This is a genomic window from Yaniella halotolerans DSM 15476, from assembly GCF_000420805.1.
Classification (GTDB): domain Bacteria; phylum Actinomycetota; class Actinomycetes; order Actinomycetales; family Micrococcaceae; genus Yaniella; species Yaniella halotolerans.
This window is the reverse complement of sequence record NZ_ATVQ01000001.1, coordinates 514,945-540,511: the sequence shown is the minus strand read 5'-3', so window position 1 is coordinate 540,511 and position 25,567 is coordinate 514,945. Positions and strand designations below refer to the sequence as shown.

General features: G+C 55.3%; 19 protein-coding genes and 1 pseudogene. 14 read left to right on the top strand and 6 right to left on the bottom strand.

Features of this window, described 5'->3' with window-relative positions; translation table 11 throughout:
* Nucleotides 1–55 precede the first annotated feature (55 nt).
* Together G583_RS0102560 and G583_RS16505 are read left to right on the top strand one after the other, a co-directional pair.
* Nucleotides 56–1,561 carry a bifunctional 3-(3-hydroxy-phenyl)propionate/3-hydroxycinnamic acid hydroxylase gene (locus tag G583_RS0102560; RefSeq protein ID WP_022869632.1) on the top strand — a complete coding sequence of 502 codons (1,506 nt, stop codon included), beginning with the start codon at nt 56–58 and terminating at the stop codon, nt 1,559–1,561.
* A 225-nt stretch (nt 1,562–1,786) separates the two neighbouring features.
* A pseudogene (locus G583_RS16505) lies at nt 1,787–2,678 on the top strand (IS481 family transposase).
* 234 nt (nt 2,679–2,912) lie between these two features.
* On the opposite strand, the gene G583_RS0102550 reads toward G583_RS16505, so the two are convergent.
* On the bottom strand, nt 2,913–4,154 hold the full coding sequence (locus tag G583_RS0102550) for a substrate-binding domain-containing protein (RefSeq protein ID WP_022869630.1): 1,242 nt from the start codon (nt 4,152–4,154) through the stop codon (nt 2,913–2,915).
* Nucleotides 4,155–4,313: 159 nt separating this feature from the next.
* On the opposite strand from G583_RS0102550, the gene G583_RS0102545 reads away from it, so the two are divergent.
* From G583_RS0102545 to G583_RS0102535, 3 genes are read left to right on the top strand one after another with little or no spacing between them, the layout of a single operon-like run.
* Nucleotides 4,314–5,810, top strand: coding sequence for a sugar ABC transporter ATP-binding protein (locus tag G583_RS0102545; protein WP_169558754.1), 1,497 nt, complete (start codon nt 4,314–4,316; stop codon nt 5,808–5,810).
* Complete coding sequence (locus G583_RS0102540; RefSeq protein ID WP_022869628.1) at nt 5,803–6,762, top strand: ABC transporter permease; 960 nt, start codon at nt 5,803–5,805, stop codon at nt 6,760–6,762. Before G583_RS0102545 ends, G583_RS0102540 begins: the two co-directional genes overlap by 8 nt.
* Nucleotides 6,759–7,784, top strand: coding sequence for an ABC transporter permease (locus G583_RS0102535; protein WP_022869627.1), 1,026 nt, complete (start codon nt 6,759–6,761; stop codon nt 7,782–7,784). The genes G583_RS0102540 and G583_RS0102535 overlap by 4 nt, the downstream gene beginning before the upstream one ends.
* Before the next feature lie 270 nt (nt 7,785–8,054).
* On the opposite strand, the gene G583_RS0102530 is transcribed toward G583_RS0102535, so the two are convergent.
* A complete protein-coding gene (locus G583_RS0102530) occupies nt 8,055–9,101 on the bottom strand; it encodes a dihydrodipicolinate synthase family protein (RefSeq protein ID WP_022869626.1) in 1,047 nt (348 codons plus the stop codon).
* A 12-nt stretch (nt 9,102–9,113) separates the two neighbouring features.
* Complete coding sequence (locus G583_RS0102525) at nt 9,114–10,127, bottom strand: ornithine cyclodeaminase family protein (protein ID WP_022869625.1); 1,014 nt, start codon at nt 10,125–10,127, stop codon at nt 9,114–9,116.
* A 120-nt stretch (nt 10,128–10,247) separates the two neighbouring features.
* On the opposite strand from G583_RS0102525, the gene G583_RS0102520 reads away from it, so the two are divergent.
* The 9 genes from G583_RS0102520 to G583_RS0102480 all read left to right on the top strand — a co-directional run bounded on the left by G583_RS0102520 (nt 10,248) and on the right by G583_RS0102480 (nt 20,967).
* Nucleotides 10,248–11,624, top strand: coding sequence for an aldehyde dehydrogenase family protein (locus G583_RS0102520; RefSeq protein ID WP_022869624.1), 1,377 nt, complete (start codon nt 10,248–10,250; stop codon nt 11,622–11,624).
* Between the two features lie 95 nt (nt 11,625–11,719).
* On the top strand, nt 11,720–13,234 hold the full coding sequence (locus G583_RS0102515; RefSeq protein WP_022869623.1) for a bifunctional 3-(3-hydroxy-phenyl)propionate/3-hydroxycinnamic acid hydroxylase: 1,515 nt from the start codon (nt 11,720–11,722) through the stop codon (nt 13,232–13,234).
* 175 nt (nt 13,235–13,409) lie between these two features.
* On the top strand, nt 13,410–14,426 hold the full coding sequence (locus G583_RS0102510) for a fumarylacetoacetate hydrolase family protein (RefSeq protein WP_022869622.1): 1,017 nt from the start codon (nt 13,410–13,412) through the stop codon (nt 14,424–14,426).
* Nucleotides 14,427–14,428: 2 nt separating this feature from the next.
* Complete coding sequence (locus G583_RS13785; RefSeq protein WP_022869621.1) at nt 14,429–15,034, top strand: cupin domain-containing protein; 606 nt, start codon at nt 14,429–14,431, stop codon at nt 15,032–15,034.
* Entirely contained in the window at nt 15,031–17,019 is a 1,989-nt protein-coding gene (locus G583_RS0102500; RefSeq protein WP_022869620.1) for an acetoacetate--CoA ligase, read from the top strand. Before G583_RS13785 ends, G583_RS0102500 begins: the two co-directional genes overlap by 4 nt.
* 116 nt (nt 17,020–17,135) lie before the next feature.
* Nucleotides 17,136–18,455, top strand: coding sequence for an NADH:flavin oxidoreductase (locus G583_RS13780; RefSeq protein WP_022869619.1), 1,320 nt, complete (start codon nt 17,136–17,138; stop codon nt 18,453–18,455).
* A gap of 19 nt (nt 18,456–18,474) precedes the next feature.
* On the top strand, nt 18,475–19,686 hold the full coding sequence (locus G583_RS0102490; RefSeq protein WP_022869618.1) for an acetyl-CoA C-acyltransferase: 1,212 nt from the start codon (nt 18,475–18,477) through the stop codon (nt 19,684–19,686).
* A gap of 2 nt (nt 19,687–19,688) precedes the next feature.
* On the top strand, nt 19,689–20,084 hold the full coding sequence (locus G583_RS0102485; RefSeq protein WP_022869617.1) for a hotdog fold thioesterase: 396 nt from the start codon (nt 19,689–19,691) through the stop codon (nt 20,082–20,084).
* A gap of 82 nt (nt 20,085–20,166) precedes the next feature.
* A complete protein-coding gene (locus G583_RS0102480; protein ID WP_022869616.1) occupies nt 20,167–20,967 on the top strand; it encodes an SDR family NAD(P)-dependent oxidoreductase in 801 nt (266 codons plus the stop codon).
* A 138-nt stretch (nt 20,968–21,105) separates the two neighbouring features.
* Here the strand turns inward: G583_RS0102480 and G583_RS0102475 are convergent, their stop codons facing one another.
* From G583_RS0102475 to G583_RS0102465, 3 genes are all read right to left on the bottom strand, one after another.
* On the bottom strand, nt 21,106–22,086 hold the full coding sequence (locus G583_RS0102475) for a helix-turn-helix domain-containing protein (RefSeq protein WP_022869615.1): 981 nt from the start codon (nt 22,084–22,086) through the stop codon (nt 21,106–21,108).
* Nucleotides 22,087–22,264: 178 nt separating this feature from the next.
* A complete protein-coding gene (locus G583_RS0102470) occupies nt 22,265–23,872 on the bottom strand; it encodes an FAD-binding oxidoreductase (RefSeq protein ID WP_022869614.1) in 1,608 nt (535 codons plus the stop codon).
* Between the two features lie 135 nt (nt 23,873–24,007).
* Complete coding sequence (locus G583_RS0102465) at nt 24,008–25,396, bottom strand: MFS transporter (RefSeq protein WP_022869613.1); 1,389 nt, start codon at nt 25,394–25,396, stop codon at nt 24,008–24,010.
* Nucleotides 25,397–25,567: the final 171 nt, after the last annotated feature.

Sequence of the window (25,567 nt, the reverse complement as noted above, 5' to 3'; positions counted from 1 at the left end):
AAGTGTGACATGAATTACATTGAATACGAAACGGTTCGAACTTAAGGGAGTTGAAATGGTTGAGGTTCATGACGCAGATGTCATCGTGGTCGGTGGAGGCCCGGTCGGAGTAACTGCGCTAGCGATGTTGGGTCAACTCGGCCTGACTGCTATTGGCATTGAGAAAGACCCTGAAGCGTGGCCCACCGCGCGTGCTGTACATTTCGACGGGGAGATTTTTCGGGTACTACAAACCTTGGGCGTAACAGAAGAGCTCGCTGCAGCTACCCTGCCAATGTCCTCAACTCATTTTCAAAATGAAACTGGGCAGGTTTTAATTTCGGTGCCCACCGGAGAATTCGGTCCGCAAGCATGGCCCAATAACATCACCTTCCACCAGCCCGAAGTCGAACGTCTAATACGACAGCGGATCTCTGAACTGCCCAACATTGAACTGCGCCGGGGTGTGACTGCAGGTGAAGTCAGAAATATCTCGGGAGGGGTCGAAGTCAATATTGTCGACTCCAACGGCCAAGAAGCAGTACTTCGTGCAAAATGGCTCATTGCGGCTGACGGTGCGCGCTCGCCGATACGCCGAGCTTTGGAAATTGAAAGTGAAAAATTCGGCGAGGATGCCGAATGGGTCGTCGTAGACGGCCATTTAGTCGACAGCCCCGGCTATGAAGACGACATGGTTTTCCTTTGTCACCACACTCGACCAGCCTTATGGATCCGCTTACCAGGGACTCGTGTTCGGATGGAATTCATGGTTATGGAAGGAGACGATCTCGACGAGATTGTCACCCCGGCGGCAATTGAACGCATCAGTCGAGGAATACTTCCAGCGGCGCAATTCCATCCAGACCGTCAGGCAGTCTATACATTTAGAGGACGAATTTCTCAACGATGGAGAGAAGGCAGAGTATTCCTCGCCGGAGACTCCGCTCATCAAGCCCCTCCGTGTTTTGGGCAAGGGCTTTGTGCAGGGATCAGAGATGTTGCGAACCTAACATGGAAGTTAGCACTCATCAAACGAGGGGTCGCGGATGAAAGCCTTCTGGATACCTATGAGGCAGAACGCAAACCGCATGCCCAGTTCTGGGTGGAGCAAGCGACCAACGCCGCGATGTTTCTTCAGACAACGGACGCAGAAGCGGCACGTAAGCGAGACGAATATCTGTGGGCCAATCCAATGGATGCAGCTCCTGTCTCTCCGCCCATTGGCCCAGGATTACATGACTCAACCGAAGGTGACATTTCAGGCTACTTGAGCATGCAGCCCATGCTGGCGGACGGTACGCGCCTGGACGACCTGGTGGGAATGCGGTTTTTGATCGCCGCGAATGCAGAGCTGTACTACCAACTGGGTTCGGACGTGCGCCAGCAGATTGAATCCAGCGACCACATCGTCGTCATGAATGAACCAGAGAAAACCAATCAGCTTCTGGAATTTAGTGGTTCTTCGGCGATCATCGTCCGTCCGGATCGTTACATACTCGGTGTGGGGGATTCTGTAATTGATCTTGAACGTCTGGTGCAGCTTCTGCCTGGAATATCAGTTCAGGCACAGCAGAGCGTTTGAGTCCTAGCCCCTAGCAATAGGAGGTCTCACTGAGGTCGGCCGCGAAGTGCTAACGACTGACACGAGCTCTGACTATAAGCGTCCTTCACGTTCAGAGTCGATCTTTCCTAGGTCGTGCCTTGGAAGGTTGTGAACACTTGCGGTAGGAAGAAGCCTTCCGGCAAAGATGGGTTTACCACAACACTCATCAAACCGGAGGGCTTCATGGCCACCTGAAATGCACCCTTGACTCCTGAAGGACGTCGTCGCCTGGCCGTGCTGATTGTGGAAGACGACTGGACGATCTGTCGAACTGGCCAACGATTCCAAGCCTCACCCGCCATCGCCTCGAAACGGGCGATCCGGTAATCAGGCCGAGGACCTGCTGATGGGTCGGTCCTGGCGGCAGCATATCTCACCTAACCGGCTGTTCGCCAGCGGTAGCGACGCATTCTTTCGTTGCGGTTTAGACGTCAGGGGAATTGGCATCGGATCAGTTACCATTTCGGGTCTCCGGTCCTCGGTGCACCGGTCGTTGTGTCGGTATCAGAGGCCACGCTTGGCGCGGTTGGATCGGGCGCCCGGACTACCGGTGCGCACACTGACCTCCATCCACTATGATAAGTCGGCGCCCGGTAAGTTGGTGCATGTGAGATTCAAGACATTCGGCCGGATTCTCGATGGTAGCCACCGAAAACTCGCGGTGCCCGGGCGCAAAAACAACGGGTACGGTAACAGGGGCCGCGGTTAGACTGGTCGGCATTATGCGGTAGATGACCACTCCCGGCGTGCCTACTCCGAGATCCTGGCCGATCAACGTCAAGAAACCGCTGCCGGATTAGGGCGACGCGCGCAAGATTTCTTCGCTGATGCCGGGAGCACCGTGATGACTGATAACGGCTGCTTTTATCGCTCACACCTATTCGAAGCCACCCTCGGTGAGACCAATAAGCATCGTTTCATCAAACCCTACCGACCTCAAGCCAGTGGCTAGTCCGAACGCTTCAACCGAACGCTGACCCAGGAATAGGCCTATGTTGACACGTAGTACAGCGACTAAGCCCACGGCGCCATCTACAGCGACGGGCTGCACTATGATAATCTTCACCGACTCCACACCGGCCTTGGCGGCTCTTAGGGGTGACGATTAATTGTGGCCTGCTGTTTGACCATGACTCTTAGGTTGTTGGTGCATTTTGTCGTAAATCGGTGTATCTATTGCGATTCATAATCTCAATCTGCTCCGCGATGTCATGCTAAAAAGAGCGTCTCGGTATTAAAGCTCTTGTCGGTATTGATCGAGTACGAGTCTATTATTCGCCCTCTCGCGATGTTAGAACCACGAGAAGGCGAATAACTCCTTCGTCAAGACTTAGTTGGTGAATAACTCATCGAGGTGTTCTTCCGGGAAGAATGCTTCCGGTTCACCGTCAAAGAGGCTTTGGTCAGTAATCTCCCAAGAAACATCGCCAAGTTCCACGATATTCTCGGAGTCGAGAATCTGAGCTGCAGTGATCATCTGGTTAACCTTTGGGCCGTCGCCATTGAGCATCCGGATGCCTACATTTGCGTATACATCGCCCATTCTGCTGGCAGGGCTTACCGAACCGGTGTAGGGATATTCAGGATTTTGGATTGCCCAGCTGACGAAACCCTGGGTGGCACCAATATCAGCGATCGGGACAGGGTCACGTCCTGAGTCTAAGAAGGCCTGCAGGACCCCAACGCCCATCGTTCCAGATTGAACCACGCCGGTGACAGGCGTCGGGTTGCTAGATAGGAAGTTCAAGGTCTCGGCCTGTGCTGTTCCCGGTTCGAACGTGCCAGTGACCTCACCGGCGACGGTGATGTCAGGGCACTGTTCCAGTGCTGCGTCATAGCCCATAGTGGCAAAGGTGTCAGTGGAGTTCCCAGGAACACCTAGCACCCGCAGGATGGACCCTTCTCCACCCATTGATTCAAACACCGATGCACCAGTTTCAGCCGCCTGAAGCACAGGGTTTAACGAGACACTCACAGCGTGTTCAGAATCTACCGGGACCTGAATAATGACGACGGGGATACCTGCATCAGCCGCACTGGCGAGAGCGTCGAGAGTGGAATCGGGCGCTAGGGGCAAGAAGAAAATGATATCTGGATCTTGGGAGATAGCCTCTTCAAACTGTTGCAACTGCTGTGGTACATCCGCATGCGAAGCTGGCGCGTACTCGGCGATCAGCTCGACATCATTTTCTGCAAGGGTGTTCCGCATCGATTCATAGAGCGCCACCTGAAATGGGTTGGTAGGGGGATCCGTGACCATAGCGGCCGTATATGGTCCGTCATGGTCTGGCTTCCAATCCTCCCACTGCGATTTCTTGACCTCATATGGGTAGCCCTGATAGGCGGCTTGAACTTCTTCGCTCATTTCTCCGAGCAGGGCGCTGGGGTCGTTTGGCGTCATCTCGGGGATTGAACCGCACGCGCCGGCCTGAACAGCAGAGTCGTCTGCTACGGCAGCTGCATCATTCTCTTCGGAGCCATTTCCAGTGCAGCCGCTCAGCAGCAAGGTGGTCGTAGCAACGCCGCTTAAAAGAATAGGTAATCGGGGGCGTGATGAATTGCGTTTAGTCACGTTTTCTCCTTGGTGTACAGAACGTGTTTTTTGCATCGAGGGTGTGTGCGCGAAAAGAATCGACGCGGTTCGATACGTACAGTATGGTATACATGTGATGCAAAGCACAACACCACGCTGAGAGGTTCCATGGAAAAACGAGGACAGCCGTTGTTGCAGATGGCGAAGATTGAAAAAAACTTTGGCGCCACAAGGGCGTTAGTAGAAGCCAATATCGAACTATTCCCCGGAGACGTTCACACACTCCTGGGGGAGAACGGCTCTGGAAAAAGCACGCTAGTAAAAATTCTTGGAGGTGTCCACCAGCCAGACAGTGGCAAGATACTTCTTGACGGTGCGGATCTAACGCTGCGTAGCCCCCGCGGAGCTAGTCACTATGGCATCGAGACGGTCTTCCAAGAAGTACTCACTGCAAGCCACCAATCCGTCTTGCAGAATATCTGGCTCGGCTCAGACGGGATATTTCGGAGACGATTTAAGACGGCGACCCAACGACAGCAGGCAACCGAAGTATTGGAGCGGCTTCTGGGCGACGCCCAATTGGATGTCCCTGCAGCTGAGCTTTCTTTGTCAGCACGACAGGCCGTGAGTATTGCTCGCTCGTTAGTTCGTCGACCTCGCGTCCTGATTCTGGATGAAGCAACCGCTGCACTCGATGTACAAACCAGAGACCGGCTTTTTAACGAGATCCGTAGGCTAACCGCGCAGGGTTCGGCAGTGCTATTTATCTCTCACCGCATGGACGAAGTAGCCGAAATCTCAGATCGAGTTACCGTATTGCGCTCCGGGCAGACTATCTCCACGGTTACAAGGGAAACAATGACCATAAGCGGATTGATACAAGATATGACCGGTTCAAAAGTTAGTCCAGAGGAGAGTTTCAAGCCCCCTCGAGAACCTGGCAAGGTAGTTCTGCAAGCTAGAGATATCCAATTGGCCGAACAGGCTACGAAAATCAACGTGGACATTCGAGCCGGTGAAATCATCGGACTCTGCGGACTCGAAGGACATGGGCAGGACCTCTTCATTCGTCGCCTCAGCGGTTTCGCAGGGGGACCGGGCAGTGTATCGCGGCTCGAAGTAGAGCAAAATAATTCAGCTACTCCTGTGGGACGGCGCAATGCAGCAGGTTTGGGGGTTGCTTATCTGCCCAGAGAGCGTCGCGGTGAATCGTTATTTGAACAGATGTCCATCCAGGAGAATTTTGTGCTGCCGACGATGCGTCAAGACAAGATTGGACCATTCCTGAGCAGGAAACGCATGGCTGCGCGCTTTCGAGAGTATATCCAAAGTCTCAGTATCAAGTTAGGGAGTCCCGACGATTCCATCACCACGCTCTCCGGCGGGAACCAACAAAAAGTGCTGCTTGCACGGTGGTTGGCGACGGAACCTTCGGTTCTGTTGCTCAATGATCCCACTCGTGGAGTCGATATCTCAACCAAGCTTGAGATATACCGCACGCTTCAGGACCTTGCATTACAAGGAACTGCGATTGTGGTGCTTTCAAGCGAAGTCGACGAAATCGTCCAACTGACGGACAGAGCGCTGGTCTTTCGGGACAAGACCGTTTTTGCCGAGCTTGCCGGCAAGGATCTTCACCAGCAGTCTATTGTGACCGCATACTTTGGCCAAGAAATGGAAGTGCAGTATGAATAGGATATTTGCTTTTCTCCAACAACGTCCTTATGCCTTTGCACTGCTGTTATGCATCGTGTTGCTGGCTCTCAATATTATCGTCTCGCCGAGCTTTGCGAATCCCACTCGTTGGCCGGCCATCTTGGGCACCTTCGCACCGTTTGCGCTGGTGGGCTTCGCCTCAACACCGTCAGTCCTCTCCGGTGGGATGGACATTTCAGTGGGACCTCTGACTACCTTCATTAGTGTCATCTTCATCGCTGTGCTGATGCCCGCGGGGCTTGGCTCTTGGTACTTTTCGGTACCGATTCTGTTGATTCTGGCCACAATTGTCGGCATGATCAACGGAATCCTTGTTGCGGTGGTCAGATTGCACCCGGTCGTTGCGACAGTAGGAATGCTCTTCATACTTATTGGTTTATCACAAACCATCGCACCAAACCCGGTTCAAGCTGCCGATCGGTGGAGTGCTGGATTGGCACGAACCCTTGGCTTCATTCCTGGTGCACTGTTGACCATTGGCGCTGCAGCGCTCATTTGGTTTTTGCTTAGGCGCACCGCATTTGTCAGTAACCTGTTGGCAACAGGGGATAGCGATCAGTCAGCTTTCGGCTCCGGCGTCAACGTGACGGCGGTCCGGATTTTGGCCTACGGTCTCGGCGGACTCTTTGCTGGTATTGGTGGCATCGCACTGGCGGCGCTGCTGCAATCTTCAGAGTCAGCGTTGGCTACCACCTACGCGCTCTTGGGCCTCGCAGCGGTCGTCCTGGGTGGCACCAGTCTTCTTGGAGGCCGCGGGAGTATGTTAGGAACCCTCTTTGGAGCCTTTGCCATCTATCTCATCCAGCAGCTGCTGACTGCAGGTGGCGTGCAGTCAAATCTTATCCAGTTTGCTTACGGCATCGTTCTTGTCGTTGGCGTACTCGTCAGTGCGACCCTGTTGTCAGCGCGGCAGAGAGGAAAAGTCCAGTGACCACCACCAGTACCGTTGTCAACGCGCGTCTTGATGCGCCCGTAGTTCCGTCCAGATGGACAAAGTTTCGCTTCTTCGTCTTGAGACTTCCGATTTTGCAGTTGTCGGTTCTGTTGGCGCTGATTCTGTGGCTTGTCATCAGCATTCCGGCATTCGTTAATCGGCTGTCTATCGTATCTGTGCTCATTCTTGCGGCGCTGCTCGCGCTTGCAGCACTGGGTCAAACTTTCGTGGTCCTCATTGGGGGTCTGGATCTAGCGATACCCGGATATATTATCGTGGGTGCTTTTATCTCCTCGAATCTCGCAGGGGGAGCTGGATGGCCGATACCTCTGGCGCTGCTGATGACAGTCGTCATATGTGGTCTCGTGGGCGCCTTCGTTGGATTTGTTAGTCATCGATACAATGTTCAACCCCTCGTGCTGACGCTGGGGATAAATGCCGCACTGGTCGGCGGCACCCTGTTTGTGGCTAAAGCGAATTTCACATCCGCTCCGCCGGATGCTCTTCGAGCGCTGACCGCCATTAACGGGACGACCTTCGGGCTTCCCATCCCGCCGATCCTGTTGATTGTGCTCGCTGCGGTCGTGCTGGTGTGGTTGTTTTTGACCCGGACTGCCAGTGGCCGTCGCCTGTATGCCACCGGAACGAATGCCCGAGCCGCCGAGTTGACGCGGGTCCACACCGGCAAAGTCTGGACTTTGACGTTTGCCACGTCGGGGATAACCGCAGGGATCGCAGGGATGTTTATTGCAAGCTTTAGTGCCGGATGGTCCGCCAATATCGGCGAACCGTACTTCTTTACTGGTCTGGCCGCGGTGCTGCTGGGCGGTACGACTTTCGGTTCGATCCATGGCAGCTATACCCGGACAGTGTTAGGTGCACTGATCCTGACTTTGTTGTCCACGATTGTGTTGAGTGTCGGAATGAGCGAGTCCGAAAGTCGCATCATTTACGGTTTCGTCGTCATTGCAGCAGCATTTCTTTATGGCCGCGAAAGGCACGTCCGCAACCGCTTCTAATGTCGAACAGTTGACGGCTCACACGTCTAACGACCGTTGCACCTACCTGTTGAGGGGTGCAACGGTCGTTAGACGTTTTCGGCGTGCTCAGTCTGGTCACCTCTGGGTTGGCATTGATGTGTCGCTGTTACGAAGACCACACAAATCCCGTCGCATACGTCTCGGGGTGACGGATCGGACCCACCCATATCGGGCGGAAAAGGTTGGATAACAAAATGCCGGTTCTTGCAGCTGATATAAGCTGCAGGAACCGGCATTTGCATGTCAGATTTAGGCTCCGACGGACACTCTAGGTGCGCGAGCTGGAATGCGCCCCTGCATGAATTCCTCATCAGGAGAGTCGGTCACATAGAGTCCCGAAGCTTCCAGGCTTGCACGAAGCTGCTTCATGAAGCGATCGGGAAGTTTGGTGGCTGGAGGACGAAGTGCCCCGCCGTTATACCCAGATAGCCACTCTTGGTATTTCCACTGGGTACGGCTGATCATGTTCGTTCCAGGAGTGGATGTTGCTGATACTGCATCGTTTGCGGCCCGTGCCGGAGTAACCTGCCAGTAGAGCTTCATAGCCTCTTCCCATTGGCCCTTACGTGCCATATCGAATACCCGAGGGTAGTAGTCGCCCATCCAGTTCGTGTTGGCGGTCGCTGAGTATTGAAGCTTCAGCTGTGACATCAACGGAATGGTGCTGGCTTCGATGGGGGAGGAAATCACGACCTCATCGCGGAAGTGGTGATACATCTCCATGAGCCCCGGAATCCCCGGGTAACCTTGTTCTGCTTTGATCGCCACGATGTTTGGTAACTCATCGATAATGCGACGCACGAAATCGACGGGCATGCCTGCCGGGTGGATGCGTTCGAACCCCCAAGCTGGGAGTGGGAACAGCATAGTGGCCAGTTGGGTTTCTTCGGTAAAGCGTTTGGTGTAGTCAAATACTTCGTCCAATGACGTGGGCCAGAATGAGGCTGGATACGCCAATAGGGCGCGATCCACACCGGATTTGGTAGCTAATTTTGCTGCCTCGATGTTTTGTTCCAGGGTGCCGTAAATAGCGTGGAAAAACAGTCCGAAGTCAGGGCCAGCGGCTTCGCGGGCGATCGCTGCCATACGGGCGTTTTCTTCAGGGGTGATATTTACTTCGGCAACCAGAAGGGTGCCGGTGTATCCCATTTCTTTGAGGCGTACGACATCGTGTTGGATTGCATCCTCGTTCAGTTGCGAGAAATCCGCAGTAAACGATGGATGGGTGACGGCAGCTGCCCCCACAAATTCTTCACGCGCCCATGCGCGTGCTTCTGTTACTGAGTAGTTCAACATTTTGCTCCTTAGTTATTTAGCGCTTGTAACGATGGTTACGGGGAGTTCGGTGCCCATACCCAGGGCGCGGGCACGGTTGTATAGCATCTCAGCGACAACGATGTCCTGGAGGCCAGAGCCCGTGGATTTATAGATTCGAATTCCATTCGAGGTGTCGATGGAAGACTCAGAACTCAGTGCGGTGTTCAAACTGAGTACTTTGCCGTTGAGGTTGATCCCTTCGGCTTGTGCGGCCAACATATCGCCGCTGTCGTGGACTACTTCGTCATACGTGTCCACCACAATTGTGGAGGCCCGATCGATCAATTCGACGGGGACTTCGCGCTGACCACGCGTCGTCGAGCCAATGGATATGACCGTGGCATCGCGGGCCACTGTTTCGGCCCGAATGATAGGTGTTTCGTCACGCGAACGAGCCGCGCACAAGATCAAGTCAGCGCCCTCTACCGCCTCATCGGCACTCGAAACTGGGATAGCGTGTGAGCCATCTTTGGTGCTGAAATCGGCCGCGAAAGCTTCTCGATTGGCAATTGTCGGACTGAAGACTCGGATGGACGAAAACTCGGCTACAGTGCCCAGCGCCTGCAGGTGCGAGCGTGCTTCGAAGCCAGAGCCGATCACCCCAACGGACACCGGTTTGTTCGGCAAGATGGTAGCGGCTCCCACCGCAGTGGTCGAAGCTGTTCGCAGCCCCGTGACACGATTGCCGTCGATCAACGCGACCAGTTCGGCGGTCTCTTTATCAAACAGATTGATCATGTAGCTGACCTGCAGACCGTCGGCGAAACTTCCCACGATGGATTTCGCGCCGAAGAGCTTACCCGAAGCAGGAATTGAAGGCATGATGCGCATCCATTCACGCTGGGAGTCTGCAAAAATGCGTCCGGGTGTTCGTTGCTCATCTTCAGCAGCTGAATAAGCTGCCCGAATCGCCGCAATCGCATCTTCAAAATTCGCCAGCGTTGCAACATCTTGGTCTGTCAGGAATAACGGTCGCCGAATGTCGGGGTTATTCTCAATGCTCATTTCACTCCTTGCTTCGAGTCTTTCTGAAACCTCTTGAGCGAGTTTTCAAACAATGCTGTACGAAACGCATCGTATCTTATATAGTGTAGGTGATCCAAGTCTCAGAAGAAAGGGGCGACCATGTCGCTTGTAACTGTGAACCCAGCAAATGAATCCACTGAAATGGTCATTGACCGACATACTCCCGAAGAAGTGGAGCAACGAATCGCTCAGACGGCTCAAGCTGCCCTTGAGTTGAGAGATACTACATTTGCCCAGCGGGCCGCCTGGATGCATGCGGCGGCCGACTTCTTAGAGCAGCAGGCCGAAGAGCTCGGCAACCTCATTACCATTGAGATGGGCAAGCCTATCCACCAGTCGGTAGCAGAAGTTCATAAGTCTGCCAACGCTATGCGCTTCTATGCCGATCATGCTGAGGAGTTTTTGGCGGGGGAGCAGCTGGAGGATCCGTCAAAGGTGAACGCCTCGAGTGCCTGGACGTTTTATGAGCCGCTGGGTGTCGTGCTTGCCGTGATGCCTTGGAACTACCCAATCTGGCAGGTTGTGCGTTTTGCCGCACCTGCGCTGATGGCCGGAAATGCCGGACTGCTAAAGCATGCCTCGAATGTTCCTCAAGCAGCACTATTTCTCGATACCTTATTCGAGCACGGAGGGTTTCCGGCAGGTGCCTTCCGTGCGTTACTGATTGGTGGCGGCGACGTGGCGCAGGTCATTGCTGATCCGCGAGTAAAAGCCGTCACGCTGACCGGGTCAGAACCTGCGGGACGCTCGGTCGCCTCGATAGCTGGCGACCACATTAAGAAATCTGTGTTGGAGTTGGGCGGCTCAGATCCGTTTATTGTCATGCCGTCCACCGATGTCCAAGCGGCCGCCTCCACCGCCGTATTGGCGCGCACCAATAATAATGGTCAGTCGTGTATCGCCGGCAAACGATTCATTGTTCACGCTGACATTTACGACGAATTCACCGCAGCGTTCGCCGAGCACATGGCCAACCTCAAGGTCGGCGATCCGTTGGATCCAGAAACGCAGATTGGTCCACTGGCTACTCGAGACGGTCGAGATGACCTCGCGGAGCTCGTGGACGATGCGGTGCACAAGGGGGCCGAGGTCCTCACCGGTGGTTACATCCCTAAAGGTGCCGGGTATTTCTACGCACCGACCGTGCTTGCTGGACTGACCGAGGACATGCGTCTGGTGCAAGAAGAAGCATTTGGACCTGTCGCCACCGTGTACAAGGTGGACTCTGCCGAAGAGGCGCTCGAGATCGCCAACCAGACCGACTTTGGGCTCTCCAGTGCCGTGTGGACGACCAACATCGAAGAGCAAGAGTGGTTCCTGCGCAATGTAGAAGCAGGTGCTGTCTTCATCAATGGCATGACTGTGTCCTACCAAGAGCTACCGTTTGGCGGAATTAAAAACTCCGGCTACGGACGCGAGTTGGCTGCCGAGGGCATTCGCGAATTCTGCAATTTGAAGACCGTCTGGCGGGCCTAGTTGGTCTTCGAGCTGAAGTTTTGCGACACACATTGCACAAGTTTGTGATATGAATTACACTCGATACGAAACGCACCGAATCGGAAGGTCGGGGAATGTCTCAAGAATTTGACGCAGACGTCATCGTCGTTGGCGGCGGCCCAGTCGGAGTAGGAGCCCTAGCGCTCTTGGGGCGACTTGGCCTCACTGCGATCGGCTTTGAAAAAGAAACAGAAATGTGGCCTACCGCACGGGCCGTGCACTTCGATGGTGAAGTCATGCGAGTGCTGCAAACCTTGGGGATTGCTGAGGAACTCGCTAAGGTCACCAAGCCCATGATGACCATGCATATGCAAAACGAAGACCGCGAACAGCTGGTGTCGGTGCCGACAGGGCAGCTCGGCTCTCAAGGTTGGCATAATGACGTGACGTTCCACCAGCCCGACGTGGAACGTCTGCTGCGCGGAGTCGTAGAGGAAACCGCGGACGTAGAGTTGCGGTGTGGTGTGGAAGTCATACACTTTCAAAACCTCGACGAAGGGGTACGAGTCACGGTTCGCGAAACCGATGGCTCGCAGGGCGTGTACACGGCACGCTGGCTCATCGGTGCCGACGGCGCCAAGTCATTTGTGCGCCGCTCACTCGAGATCGGTGCCGACAAGTATGGTGAAGATGCCCGCTGGGTCGTGGTCGATGGCCACCTGCACGACAGTCCCGGTTACGAAGACGACATGATTTTCTTGCTGCATCACACGCGCCCGGCCATGTGGATTCGACTCCCTGAAACTCGCGTGCGGATGGAGTTCATGGTGATGGACGATGATCATCCAGACGAAATCATCACGCCTGAGGCCATCGAACGCATTAGTTATGGCGTTCTGCCGGCTTCAAAATTCGACCCAGAGCGCCAAGCAATTTATATGTTCCGTGGTCGGATCGCGAAGTCCTGGCGCCAAGGCAATGTCTTCCTCGCCGGCGACGCCGCACACCTGGCCCCACCGTGCTTCGGTCAAGGATTGTGCGCCGGTCTACGCGATATTGCCAACCTGGCGTGGAAGTTGGACTTGGTCAAACGCGGCCAAGCTGATGCCTCCATTTTGGATACCTACGAGTCAGAACGAAAGCCTCACGCCAAATTTTGGGTCGAACAAGCGGTCACTGCCGCCGGTTTCTTACAGACCACCGATGCTGAAGCAGCGGATCGACGTGATGCTAATATCCGTGCCAACCCCATGGCTGCGGCACCGGTTTCACCGCCGTTGGGTGCAGGCCTGCATCGAGGGGCACTCGATGAGCAGGCTGGCAGACTGAGCGTTCAACCGATCCTGACAGATGACATCCGACTGGATGACACGCTTGACGTGCGTTTTGTGCTCGCTGCACAACCCGAGATGTATGAACAGCTGGATGAGGCACTTCGTGCTCGCATCGAAGACAGCCGGGACATCGTTGTGCTGCTGGATCCGACAAAAAATGCTCAAGTGCTCGAAGCGTCGAATGCATTAGCGGCCGTTGTACGACCAGACCGCTATATCTTCGGTACCGCCTCCGACAAGGCGCAGCTACAAGACCTCATCGAGGCACTACCCCTGGCAGACATTCAACAAAAATCAGCCAGCGTCTTTACCTGACGTTCGCGCGAACCCCTGCAATCGTGGGGTATCGCCAATCAGGTGGATTTCATCACCCAAGAGATGTGCAACGACCCGGATACGGGCCTGTCGAAGGCTCAAGCGGTCGAAACACGCTTCTTGATCCCAAAACCCACTAACCAAACAGAAAAAGTAGACCCTAAGGAGTCGTCTTATGAAGCTTGGAAGAATTGCCGTGTCCACCCCGGACGGAGAACAGCTACGCACCGTAGCTGTCGAACCAGAACATGACCGAGTCATCGACCTTGCCCGAGCGTATGCGTTGACGCTGCAGCGCCGCGGTGCCACCCCGGAACGAGCCCGCGAGCTTGCCCTGAGTATCTTTCCTGCCAGCCTGTCCAATGCGATCGCCATTGGCGACGCGTTTTTGGATATCGCCCATGACGCGTTGGCAGCCGCCGATGACGCGTCGACTGCGATTGCTGACGTACAGTGGCGCGCCGCCATCGATCCGCCAGTAATTCGAGACGGCCTGACCTTTGGAACGCACATTGAAAACTATTTCAAAAACGTTGCGAAAACTAAGCCGGTTCGTGCCGTCTACGAGCGCCCCGGCTACTTCAAGGGCACGACGTCCACCGTGTTTGGTCATGACCAAGTCATTCCGTACCCAAATATCTCCGAGAAACTCGACTACGAGTTAGAAATCGGATACATCATGGGCAAACCTGGTCGTAATCTGACACCAGATGACGCCATGGACCACATCTTTGGGATCACGATCTTCAACGACTGGAGCCTGCGAGACGTACAAGCGTTGGAAGGCCCCATTGGAATGGGGGCCCAACACAGTAAGGACTTCGCCTACGGTATCGGCCCCTGGATCACCACGATGGATGAGATCGACTCCATTGAAGGACTCAAGGGCCAGGTTCGTGTAAACGGAGAAGTCCGTTCGGACACCCGCGTTGAAAACTTCGTCTACACACCGGAAGAACTGGTCGCCTACATCTCGATCTTCAACGGTCTACAACCCGGAGATCTCATCGGTTCCGGAACCATGGGCTTCGGCGGCGGCGTCGAAATTGGTCGCTTCGTTGAGCCCGGTGACGTCGTCGAGCTAGAACTCGAAGGTGTCGGAACCCTACGTAACCAGATTGCGGCAACCAAAGAAGTCCCACCGTGGTGGCCAGAACCACGCCCATACCCATTTGAAAACGAGGAGAATTAAGCATGGCAAGAGCAGCTGTACGACGCGTCGTCACCGGACATGATGATGAAGGCAAAGCCATCATCCTCTATGACGGAGCGGCGCCAAATAGTTTCGAATCACCAAATATCCCCGGTTTCGGAGCGACCGTACCGTGGTGGACCCAGGCGAAGGGCATCGACCACGTCTCCGACGAAGATCTAGCCACCGCCGACAGTGAGATCCCCTCATTCCCCGCCGAAGGTGAAACGATCCTGCGTATCGCAGATTTCCCACCGGATGCGGTATACCCAGACGACGCCGAGTCGTTGATTTTCACGGAACTCGATGGGCAGGAAGAAGCCCAAGCCGGCAACGAGCACAATAATAGTGATCATTTCTGGTTTCACCGGACCGACTCATTAGATTATGCGGTGGTCCTCGAAGGCGAGATCACGTTGTTAGTTGATGAGGGTGAAACCACTCTCACCGCTGGTGATGTCGTCGTGCAACGTGCGACCAGCCACGCCTGGTCAAATCGGACTGACAAGACTGCGCGGATGTTGTTCGTGCTGATCGGAACCCCACCGCAATCCGCCGAAGACATCGCCGCCCAGCGCAAAGCCTATGGAAAAGCAGCAGTGTCATGATTATCGACCAGCAAGCCGAATTCGGAGAAATGATGTGGCGGGCAGATCCAGAGACTGTTCGGACTGCGCAGCTGACGGAGTTTCGGCAGTACGTGCAAGGACAGGGCGTCGAGATTGGTGATGCCTATGAAGAGCTCTGGCAATGGTCGGTCGATGAACCAGCAGCCTTTTGGCAGGCCTTCGCTGAGTTCGCCGGCGTTTACATGGAGCCCGCGCCCCGGCCGATCCGTACGACCGACCCGATGCCAAACACCAAATGGTTCCCCGGTCGACGTCTGAATTTTGCCCGTCAACTACTGGAAGGTCACGAAGGTACCGCCCTTCTGGCCGTGGCAGAAGACGGCCAACAAACCGAGGTCTCATGGCAACAATTGCGACATGATGTTGCCGCACTGGCGCAGCACCTTCGGGACTTGGGTGTGGAACAGGGCGACCGAGTCGCCGCTGTCTTGCCAAATATCGCCGAAGCGGTGACTGCGTTTTTAGCAACCGCGTCCCTCGGTGCGGTGTGGTCAATTTGTTCACCCGAATTTGGTCCCGGTGCGATCGCTTCGCGCTTTACGCAGTTAGAGCCGAAGGTCCTCATCACCTCACCGGGCCACACCCTGGGTGGCAAGGACCGCGATAACACCGCGACGCTACAGGCGGTGCTTGACGAAGTATCCTCGATCGAACACGTGGTATGGGTGGCCGGAGATACTGTCATCACTGAACCTGCTCTTGGAGTGCCAGCCGCGCGTTGGGAGGAGATTATCCTCCAGGACGCCCCACTGGAATTTACTGATGTGGAGTTCAGTTCACCACTGTGGGTGCTGTTTTCTTCAGGCACCACAGGCAAGCCGAAAGGGATTGTCCATAGCCACGGCGGGGCGTTACTTGAGGAACTGAAAATGCTCATGTTCCACACCGAGCTGCGCCCTGGCGATCGATACCTGAATGTCGCTTCGACGAGTTGGGTATTGTGGAACGCTTTGGTCAGTGCACTGGGTGTCGGAGCGACCGCCGTCTTGGTCGATGGCAACCCCACCTACCCATCGCACAGCCGGGTCTGGGAAGTCGCCGCAGCCACTAAGACCACTGCCCTTGGGGTCAGCGCAGGCCTGATCCACGCGTGTGAGAAAACTGGATTGGCAGCATCGGAGAGTTACGATCTGTCACACTTGAGATGCCTCCAGGTAACCGGCTCGCCACTGTCGTTGGACGGCTACCGTTGGGTCTACGCCAATGTCGGGGACGTGTGGCTGTCTTCCATGAGTGGTGGAACCGACATCGGCTCCATCTTCGTGGGTGGCGTGGTTACTGAACCGGTTTACGCGGGACATATTCAAGTCCCTGCTCTGGGAGTGCGAGTTGAGTCCTGGGACAACGCCGGAAAGCCGACCACCGGAAAAGGTGAGCTGGTCGTAACTGACCCGATGCCGTCCATGCCACTGTTTTTCTGGGGCGATGCAGACGGTAGTCGATACCGGGATAGCTATTTCACGATGTATCCGGGAGTCTGGCGCCACGGAGACTTTATCGAGTTCAATGACTCGGGGATTCTGATCCACGGGCGATCAGACTCGACATTGAATCGTCATGGATTGCGACTCGGTTCCGCTGAGATTTATGCAGTGGTCGAGGCGATTCCACAAGTGGCCGAAGCCATGGTGATCGGCGCGGAGATTAACGCTGAGGATTACTACATGCCGCTGTTCATTCAACCGGCCGCCGGTTTCGATGCAGAACAGACTCGCGCCGACATTGTAACTGCAATTCGCAAACACCTCTCACCCAGGTACTTGCCCGATGACATCATTGAAATGCGCGCCATTCCGCATACCAAGACCGGCAAGAAACTCGAGGTACCGGTGAAACGCTTATTGCAGGGCGAAGCGGCCAGCGACGTCGTAGATCTCGGTGCGATTGATGATGCCGAGCTCTTTGCCCAGTACGCTGCATTCGCCCGGAACTACCTCGAACAACGCACGCGCGCGGCAGTCTAACAATATAGCCCCCTCAACACGACAAGACGAAAACTGGAACGGCCAACTCCACAACACGATCCGAATCATAGCTGAGTTGTGTCGCCATCCTTCGGAGACTACATGAGGAGCTTCAAATGTCTCAAACAACCAATACCGTCACCCAAGTGCTTGGTAGCTCGTGGAATATCGACGGCTTGACCATCAAAAACCGATTCGTGCTCAGCCCGATGGCCGTGCTGCGACCCACCAAAGACGGCCATCCAAGTGAGCAGTCCATCGCGTTTCTTACACGTAGGGCTCAAGGCGGGGCAGGACTGCTGATTATCGGCGGTGGATCCGCGACCGTGCGGGGCAACGATGAGGCGCCGTTTAGTCCCTCGATGCGCTTTGACCACGACCGCTACATCCCCGAGCTGAAGCGGATGGTTGAAGCCGTTCATGCGCACGGGACACCGATTTTTGCGCAGATCTTCCCAAGTTTTGGTGCCATGGGCGTGCCAGCAGAAGGTCGACCAACCCGAGCTGCAAGCCCGAAACCAGTGCGTATGGCTGCACCACGGTTACCAAACGGACTGTTCATTCCGGGTGGCCGAACAATGCCGGTGCCTCAAGAAATTACCAAAGCAGAAATTCTTGAAGTTCAAGAAGAAACCGTGGCCTCGGTGCTCCGAGCGAAAAAAGCCGGATTTGACGGTATCGAAATCGGCGCACACATGCGTTACCTGTATTCCTCGTTCCTGTCCCCACGGACGAACTGGCGAGACGATGAATACGGCGGCTCAGCAGAAAACCGAGCGCGTATCCTCACCGATACAGTACGGGCTATTCGCGCCGAAGTCGGACCAGATTATCCTGTTGGCCTGCGCATGAGCGTCAATGACCATCTACCGGATGGCCAGGGCCCGCAAGGATTCGCCGAAGTTGCGGCTCACATTGCGAACGAGGGTCTGGGGTATATCGCACTGACCGACGGGAACTACGAGTCTATGGACCAGAACCTGCCACAAACCTCCGGCCCGATGCTGGCCCACAGCGAGCCGCAGATCTTCCGAGAGGCACTACCCGATACACCCTTACTGCTCAGCAACACCTATGAGCCGGAACAGGCCGCTCGGGCAATCGAAGAAGGCCACGCCGATGCCATCATGCTTGGTCGCCAGATGCTCGCCGATCCGGATTTCCCAAATAAAGTGCTACAGAACCGCACGGATGCGATCACCTGGTGTGACCATAACAACTCGTGCATCCGCCGCTTGATGACGAATATCCCGGTTCGGTGTTCGTTGAACCCCGAAATGGGACGGGAAGCCGAATTAACCGGAACACCCGAACCGATTGTCAACAGAATAAAGCGACCCGTGGATAAGGCGTTTGTCGCAGCGGCCGGTTCGCCATTGCTGATGAGCATCGCCGATCGTCTGGCAAAAGCCAAGGCGTCCTCCGAGAAGAAATAACCGCTAGGACATATTTCGAATGAAACTCAAACCTGACGACGCTGTCATTGTCGCTGTCAAACGCACACCTATCGGTCGCGCATTCAAAGGCTCGCTGGCACAGGAACGGCCAGAAGATTTATCCCTCACGGCGGTTTCTGCCGCGCTGGCCTCTCTACCATCCTTGCAGCCCGCAGAACTGGACGATTTCTATCTTGGCTGTGCGGTCCCCGAAGGATTCCAAGGGGACAATATTGCACGGCGAGTGGCGGTGTTGGCAGGATACGATAAGTTGCCTGCTACCACGGTGAATCGATTTTGTGCTTCCTCTTTGCAGGCAGCGGCGATGGCCTCGCAGGCTATCAAAGCAGGCGACGCTCAAGCAATTCTCATTGGGGGAGTGGAGTCAGTTTCGACTCAACGTCCCCTCGATGTCCAACCCCATCCGGCGTTTCTTGACGCCGCAGATCGCGCCGATAAAGCCTTTGAGGCCGGAGCGGATTGGACCGATCCCAGGAGAACCGGTGGGATCCCGAATGTTTATATCAGCATGGGTAAGACAGCCGAGTTCGTCGCTCGAACCACCGGGACCACGCGGCATGCCCAAGACGATTGGGCGCTCGAATCGCAGATGCGCGCCACCACCGCCCTGGAGGCTAACTATTTTGCTTCGGAGATTGCGGCGCATACGAGCTGTGATGGGACTGTAGTCGACAAGGACGACGGGCCACGCCCCACGACAACAGCAGAGGGGTTGGCGGGACTCAACCCAGCATTTCATCCCAACGGGACCGTAACCGCTGGCAATGCGAGTCCACTCAATGATGGCGCGTCAGCCATGGTCATCATGCGTGCTGCGCGGGCTCAAGAGCTCGGTATCACGCCGCTTGCGCGGATTCTAGGGTCAGCGGCCAGTGCGCTATCACCCGAGATCATGGGGCTCGGCCCCGTGGAAGCGACCAACAAACTCCTGGCACGACTGGGTTTGACCATCAATGACATCGACATTGTCGAACTCAACGAAGCCTTCGCTGCGCAGGTCGTACCAGTTGTCGATCAACTCGGTGCCGACCCCTCCAAAGTGAACCCACACGGAGGTGCCATCGCGTTAGGCCACCCCTTCGGTGCAACCGGCATTCGTTTGTTGGGCACGCTTCTCAACGGTTTGACGGTTCAAGACCGCAGCATGGGGCTTGCAACCCTGTGTGTTGGTGGCGGCCAAGGTATGGCCATGGTTATCGAGAGGATCTGAACATGAGTGCAGTACAACAAATGCTTCGAGCAGACCAGAGCTTGTCCTTGCTGGGGATCAACGTGGTGAACGAAACATCCGGATCTGGGGTCGCTACGATGTTGGTCACTGAAGAGATGGCCAACGGGCACCAAATTTGTCACGGCGGCCTAGTATTTTCCCTAGCAGATACCGTCTTTGCGATTGCCGCCAATGCGGTCAACGCGGGAACGGTCACCTCGGAAAGCTCGATTAGCTACCTGGCTCCCGCCCGGGTAGGAGACCTCTTGGTCGCAGATGCCAACGTGACATATGAGACCGATCGTCGGGTCATTGTGGACGTCACGGTGCGCATCGGAGAAGCCACCGTTGCTTTATATCGAGGTTTCGGACGCACTATCAAACCCCAACGCGCATAGCGCTTGCTTCCGACGGCAACGGTGCAAGAAGTAAAAAACGACTGGAACTTATGCTCTAGAGCGGTGGATGAAAGAGGACAGCATGATTGAAACAACAACGCATTTTTCACAGGAAACCATGGGACGACGTTTAGAAGGCAAACGGATACTCATCACCGGCACGGGCGGCGGCCAAGGAGCTGCAGCCCAGCGACTCTTTTGTACGCATGGTGCCCACGTCATCGGCTGTGACGTCACTCCAGGAGCGGCCGCTGCAACCGCAGCTGAATTGAGCGAACAAGGTTTTCATGCCGAAGGACACGATGTCGACCTTGCTGACCCACAGGCCGCCAAAACCTGGGTAGAGACTTCCATTGAGACTCTGGGTGGAATCGATGTGCTCTACAATAATGCCTCGGCTCCGGCCATCGCGCCGTTTCACGAAATGACTCTCGACCAGTGGCGTTTCACCATGGTCAATGAGTTGGAGATCCTCTTTACCGTGACATCGGCTGCATGGCCCCAGCTCATGAAAACCGGAGGTAGCGTTCTTAATGCTTCCTCTGGCAATGCCAGTATGGGTGTGGCGCCCATGGGCTTTGCTGCTCATGCGGCCGCTAAAGCAGGAGTCCTTGGGTTAACCCGACAGTTAGCTGCCGAAGGGGCACAATACGGCATTCGGGTCAATGCTGTGACACCCGGGTTTGTTGAAAGTCCGGGTACGAGCGGTATGCCTCAAGAGATCAAAGACTACTTTAGTCAGCGCATCAACTTGCTGCCCGGGGCGATCCAGCCCGTAGATATTGCCTATTGCGCTCTGTTCTTGGCGTCTGATGAAAGCCGCATGGTCTCCGGCAGCGAATACATTGTCGACTCTGGTACCAACGGAGCCCGACCTGCATAATCGCTAGGGCCATTGCGGCCAACGGCACCAACCGCAAACACAAAAGCTCGTAGTCACTTCACTGAAGTGACTACGAGCTTTTGTGTTTTGTGCCGGCTGTGGAGAGCTCATTGCCTGTGAGCATTTCGGGACAACAGATTAGGCAACCCGATTGAGGCTGCGTTCCATATACTCTTTTCGAACCGTACTGGGGGTCTTGCCGAAGTGTTGACGAAAACTTCGGCTGAAACTTGACGGGTCAGTAAAGCCGCAGCTGATCGCAACGGCCGCAATAGGTGTGGTCGCAAGCGCCGGATCCTGTAAAGCCTTCATGACCTTTTCGAGACGTTGGGTCCGAATCCATTCAGCAACACCGGTCCCGGACGCTGCAAAAAGGCGATGCACGTAGCGTACAGAAATATAGTGGGCTTGCGCCAGGCGTTCAGGACCCAGATCAGGCTCATGTAAATGCTCCAACGCATAAGCGCGTAGCTGCGACAGCATGGTCTTGCGTTGCGAGTGACGTGCCAAGGTGGTGCCATCTGCATCGCCATGGACTGTCTGGAGGATCGTGAGAAGCATTTCGAAGGCACCTTCGCTCTCATGACTCAACAAGTCACCTCGGTCAGCGGCGCTCGCAAGCCGTGCCACAAAAGGAGCAGCGAGCTGGACGAAAGGGGATTTTTGCGCGCTGAGGCGTTGGGCGGTTTGCTGCGAGATATGATCTGCGCGCGGGCCCAAAAGCTGCTTGGGAAAGCTCAGCACAAATAAGGATAAGTTCCCCGGAGATTCGACAATCGAAGGTCTAGAAGTGTCCTGGATTCCCATGTCGCCAGCTGCGAGGACGCATCGTCTGTCGTCTTGGCCGATCCGGAAATTACCCTGCCGAGCCAGATACAACAAGATGTGCTCAGGATCAGACTGCGAGATTTCCGTGGGCTCCCGTTCAATCCGGTGCGGACTACCGTTGATAGCTCGAATGGTAACCGGTCCGACTTGCGAGCCCTTCATCCAGCCCTCGAACGGTCTTGGACCCAGGGGGCTGAAGCGTGTTTCGAAGAAATGCTCTGCAATCCCACCGGTCCAATAATCCACCCGGCCTAATGGATGGACTGCCGAAGTATTCAGGAGCGTCGACATCAAACAAACTACCTTCCATCCGGTACGGTTCGTACCGATTCTAATGTATGGTGATGATAGTCACAAGTGATGGTGGTAGTGCAGATGCCCTACCTCAAGCAAGAGGTAGGGCATCTGAGGTCGAATTTATGACTGGCTCTCGTAACCCGGAAGCGCTTTGGCGCTGAGTGCTACGAGACTAGGCGTTATTGCCGTTGCGTAGGCGGGCCGGCCAAATACCTGACTTTCCTGGAGCGAGGATGCCATTGGGGTCAAGGGCGTCTTTAATGGTTTCGTTGAAGCGTCGTTGCGAGTGGTTGTTGAATCCAAACTGGTCCGCAGCGAGGTCCATGAATGAGAGGTGCGCACGGTATTCGCCGTAGCCTTTTTTGCCGGCGATGGCCACCATCTTCTTGGCGACTTCGTACGCTCGACGGGTTTGATCTTCGTCCTTGGTGTCGAAAGCAAGCACATTGATGAAAGTGGTCGACCGTGCGTTGATGGGAAGCAGTCCGGCCATGAGGTCCAAACCGGCTTCTTGTACCATCTCTTTCATGAGAGACTGGGCGGCCAGGGTGTCAGTTGTGGTGAGTGGAATAACCGGCGAGAAGTCAACGTGACCGCCTTCGTCTCCGCCGTACCACGAGGCCATCTTGTAAAGGTCGAGGTTCGGGATCCCGATTTGGATCTGTTCGTGAGGGTTCTGTAAGTTCTTCCACTCGGATTTTTCGTATTTCTTGCCGGTGACTTCAACGCCGGAAATCGATTCGAAACGTTTCTTGAGCTTCGCGTAGCGGTGATCCACTACTGCTTCATCGCCATACAGAGCAAAACGCATCATCCAGCGGCCAAGGTTCAATTCTTTGGCGATTTTGTCGATGATGTGTTCTGGCACTGGGCCGTCGCCATCCCACCAGTCTTTTCGGGAGGTCATCATGGAGGCCATAATGAGCGTGTTGGAGAACTGTGGGCGCATATCGATGGTGCCATCAAGCATGAGTTCACGCAGTGCATTCACAATGGGGCCTACGTCATCTTCGTTCCATGAACGCAGCCACAGAGGCATATAGACCTCGGGTTTTGGCATGAGCCAGTAGCCCATTTTTGTGACGATGCCGTTGTTCGATTGCATGAAGAGCTCAGTCGACGTCGGGCCTAAACCGCGCTTATACAGCGGCCAGGTCTTATTGCCTTCCATCGCGCCCATGCCTGTGCGAATGAGGTCGCCGTCTGGGAGAACAACTTCCATGCCACAGTGTGACGCCTGGTCGATTGAGTAGGGCATATAGGTCAGCCCATGGTCCAGGGTGTTTGAAACAACGCCACCCCAGCCAACGTCAACGATGGAAGCAGCCAAATCGTGGCCACCGGCTTCGATTGCCTCATACAGGTCGATCCAGCTGACGCCGGGTTCCACCATGGCGTAACCCAGCTCTTCGTTGATCTCCAGCACTCGGTTCATGTTTTCAAACGACACAATGATCGATCCGTTGACTTGTGGAGCCGGCCCGCCGTAACCATTGTTTTTTCCACGACCAATCGGCCACAGCGGGATGCGGTGTTCATTTGCCAGGCGGACGATCTCTTGGACCTCTTCGGTGCTGGTGGGCTTGACGACAGCAGCAGCAAGGTTGGTGGTCCAAGTGGAGATTTGGTACGGGTCGCGGTAAGTCTTGAGTGTCTCGTCGTCGGAGGCGACCTTCTCTGCGCCCAACGCTTCAACGAAGGCGTCCAGGGCCTTTTCTAGGCCTTCTTCGGTGACGCCGGGTGGGACAGCTTTGGTCTGGTTTTCAACGTTTTGAGTCATCGTAGTCTTCCTTTCGAAATTCGTGCATGCGGTGATACTCATCACACCAAGTTCTTCGAACTTTTAGGGAGAAGTGGGGTTGATAGTGCATTGGCTGCACAGTGGTGTGCAGCATCCGCATAGGGGCAGGTTTATCTAGGTCAGAGAATTCACGAGGGGCTTCTCTTGAGCGTGTGCTTGTTTTGTTTTGCGCTGTTGCGAGCGTTTGAGTACGCCAAGTGAGCCGCCAAGAATACCCAAGGGAACGAGGAGGACAAGGAAGAAGCCACCAAGACCAATTCCTGCGCCAGCGACGACTCCTCCAGCGGCGCCGAGGCCTGCCGATCCGAGTCGGGCATAAAGCTCCATGACCCCTAGGCCGGTGCCCTTGAGGTCAGCTGGATAGGCGCCAACCGTGAGCACATTGCGTGTCGGGCCCACGGCCGCAGGGATAAAGAATCCGGCCGCTGTCAAGGTGATGAGCAAGGTGCCGAAGCCGGCATCCGAAGTGACGCTCACCAAGACTGCGGTAAAGGCCGCGAGAGTTATCGCTACTGCGACTGTACGGTACATCGGCAGCTTGACCAGAACCGAGCCCAGCAAGAGCATGCTCAAAACGCTGGCAAAGCCATAGAGCGCAAAGATAGTGCTGCTCTGGGCGGTATCCATGCCCGGGGAGGGCTGTTGTAAGAGCAGCGGCAAGTACTGCACAATGACCATCTGGGTTCCCAAAGAAAAGAACGCAAAAACCCACAGGGCGATGGTGGTTCGGCGGAAGCTAACCGTGAGAAGCTGTTTCAGTCCGCGGGTGGAGTGACTTGAGATTTCCGCACTCGCCAGGTCGATGCTTTCCACATTAAAGCGTGGGTTGATTCGCAGTATCGCATGGCGCGCACGGCCGTGATGTCCTTTGTGGGCCAAGAATATTGGGGATTCAGGGATGATGAGCCAAATAAGCGCAATGAACACAAGAGGAAGGATGCCGCCCAGGTACATGAGCGTTTGCCACCCAAGGGTGGGGAGCACAAATCCGGCCAGGACCGCACCAAGGGAAGTGCCGATGCCAAGTCCAGCATATGAGGCGGCAACCATGGCGACACGCTGTTTGCCGGGAATGAGGTCTGATAGCAATGCAACGCCGGTGGGCAGGACTGCGCCGATGCCAAGGCACGCGAGGAAGCGCCAGGTCATGAACATATTGAAGTCTGGCGAGGTGCCACCAAGACCAGTGCCAATAGCAAAGAGTAGACCGGCAGCAATCAACACCACCTTCCGTCCTAAGAGGTCTGATAGACGTCCAGAAATCAGAGCCCCGATGCCCATGAAGATGAAGCCGCCGGTGACCACGAGGGAAATTCCCCCGCCGATCGAGACACCCCACTCAGCAATAAGTGAAGGGAAGATATGGCTGACGATCGTGGCGTCCATGCCATCGGTAACGAAGAGGAAGAAGAGGAGGCCGAAAAAGAGCCAGTGGCGCCAGTTGAGGCCACCGGCATCTATGGCATCCGACAACGTGTGTCCGTTAAGAGATTTGGTAGTCATTTTGAACCTTGCATGAAATTAGGGATAGATGAAAACGTAGCGATACGGGCCGTGTCGTATCGAATATACCTCACCCAGGCGTGTTGCGCATCACATTCATCAAAGTTTTTTTGCGGAGCATTTGGTCGTAGGGCACTAAAGGTGACCGTATCGTATCGAATGAGTGTAGGA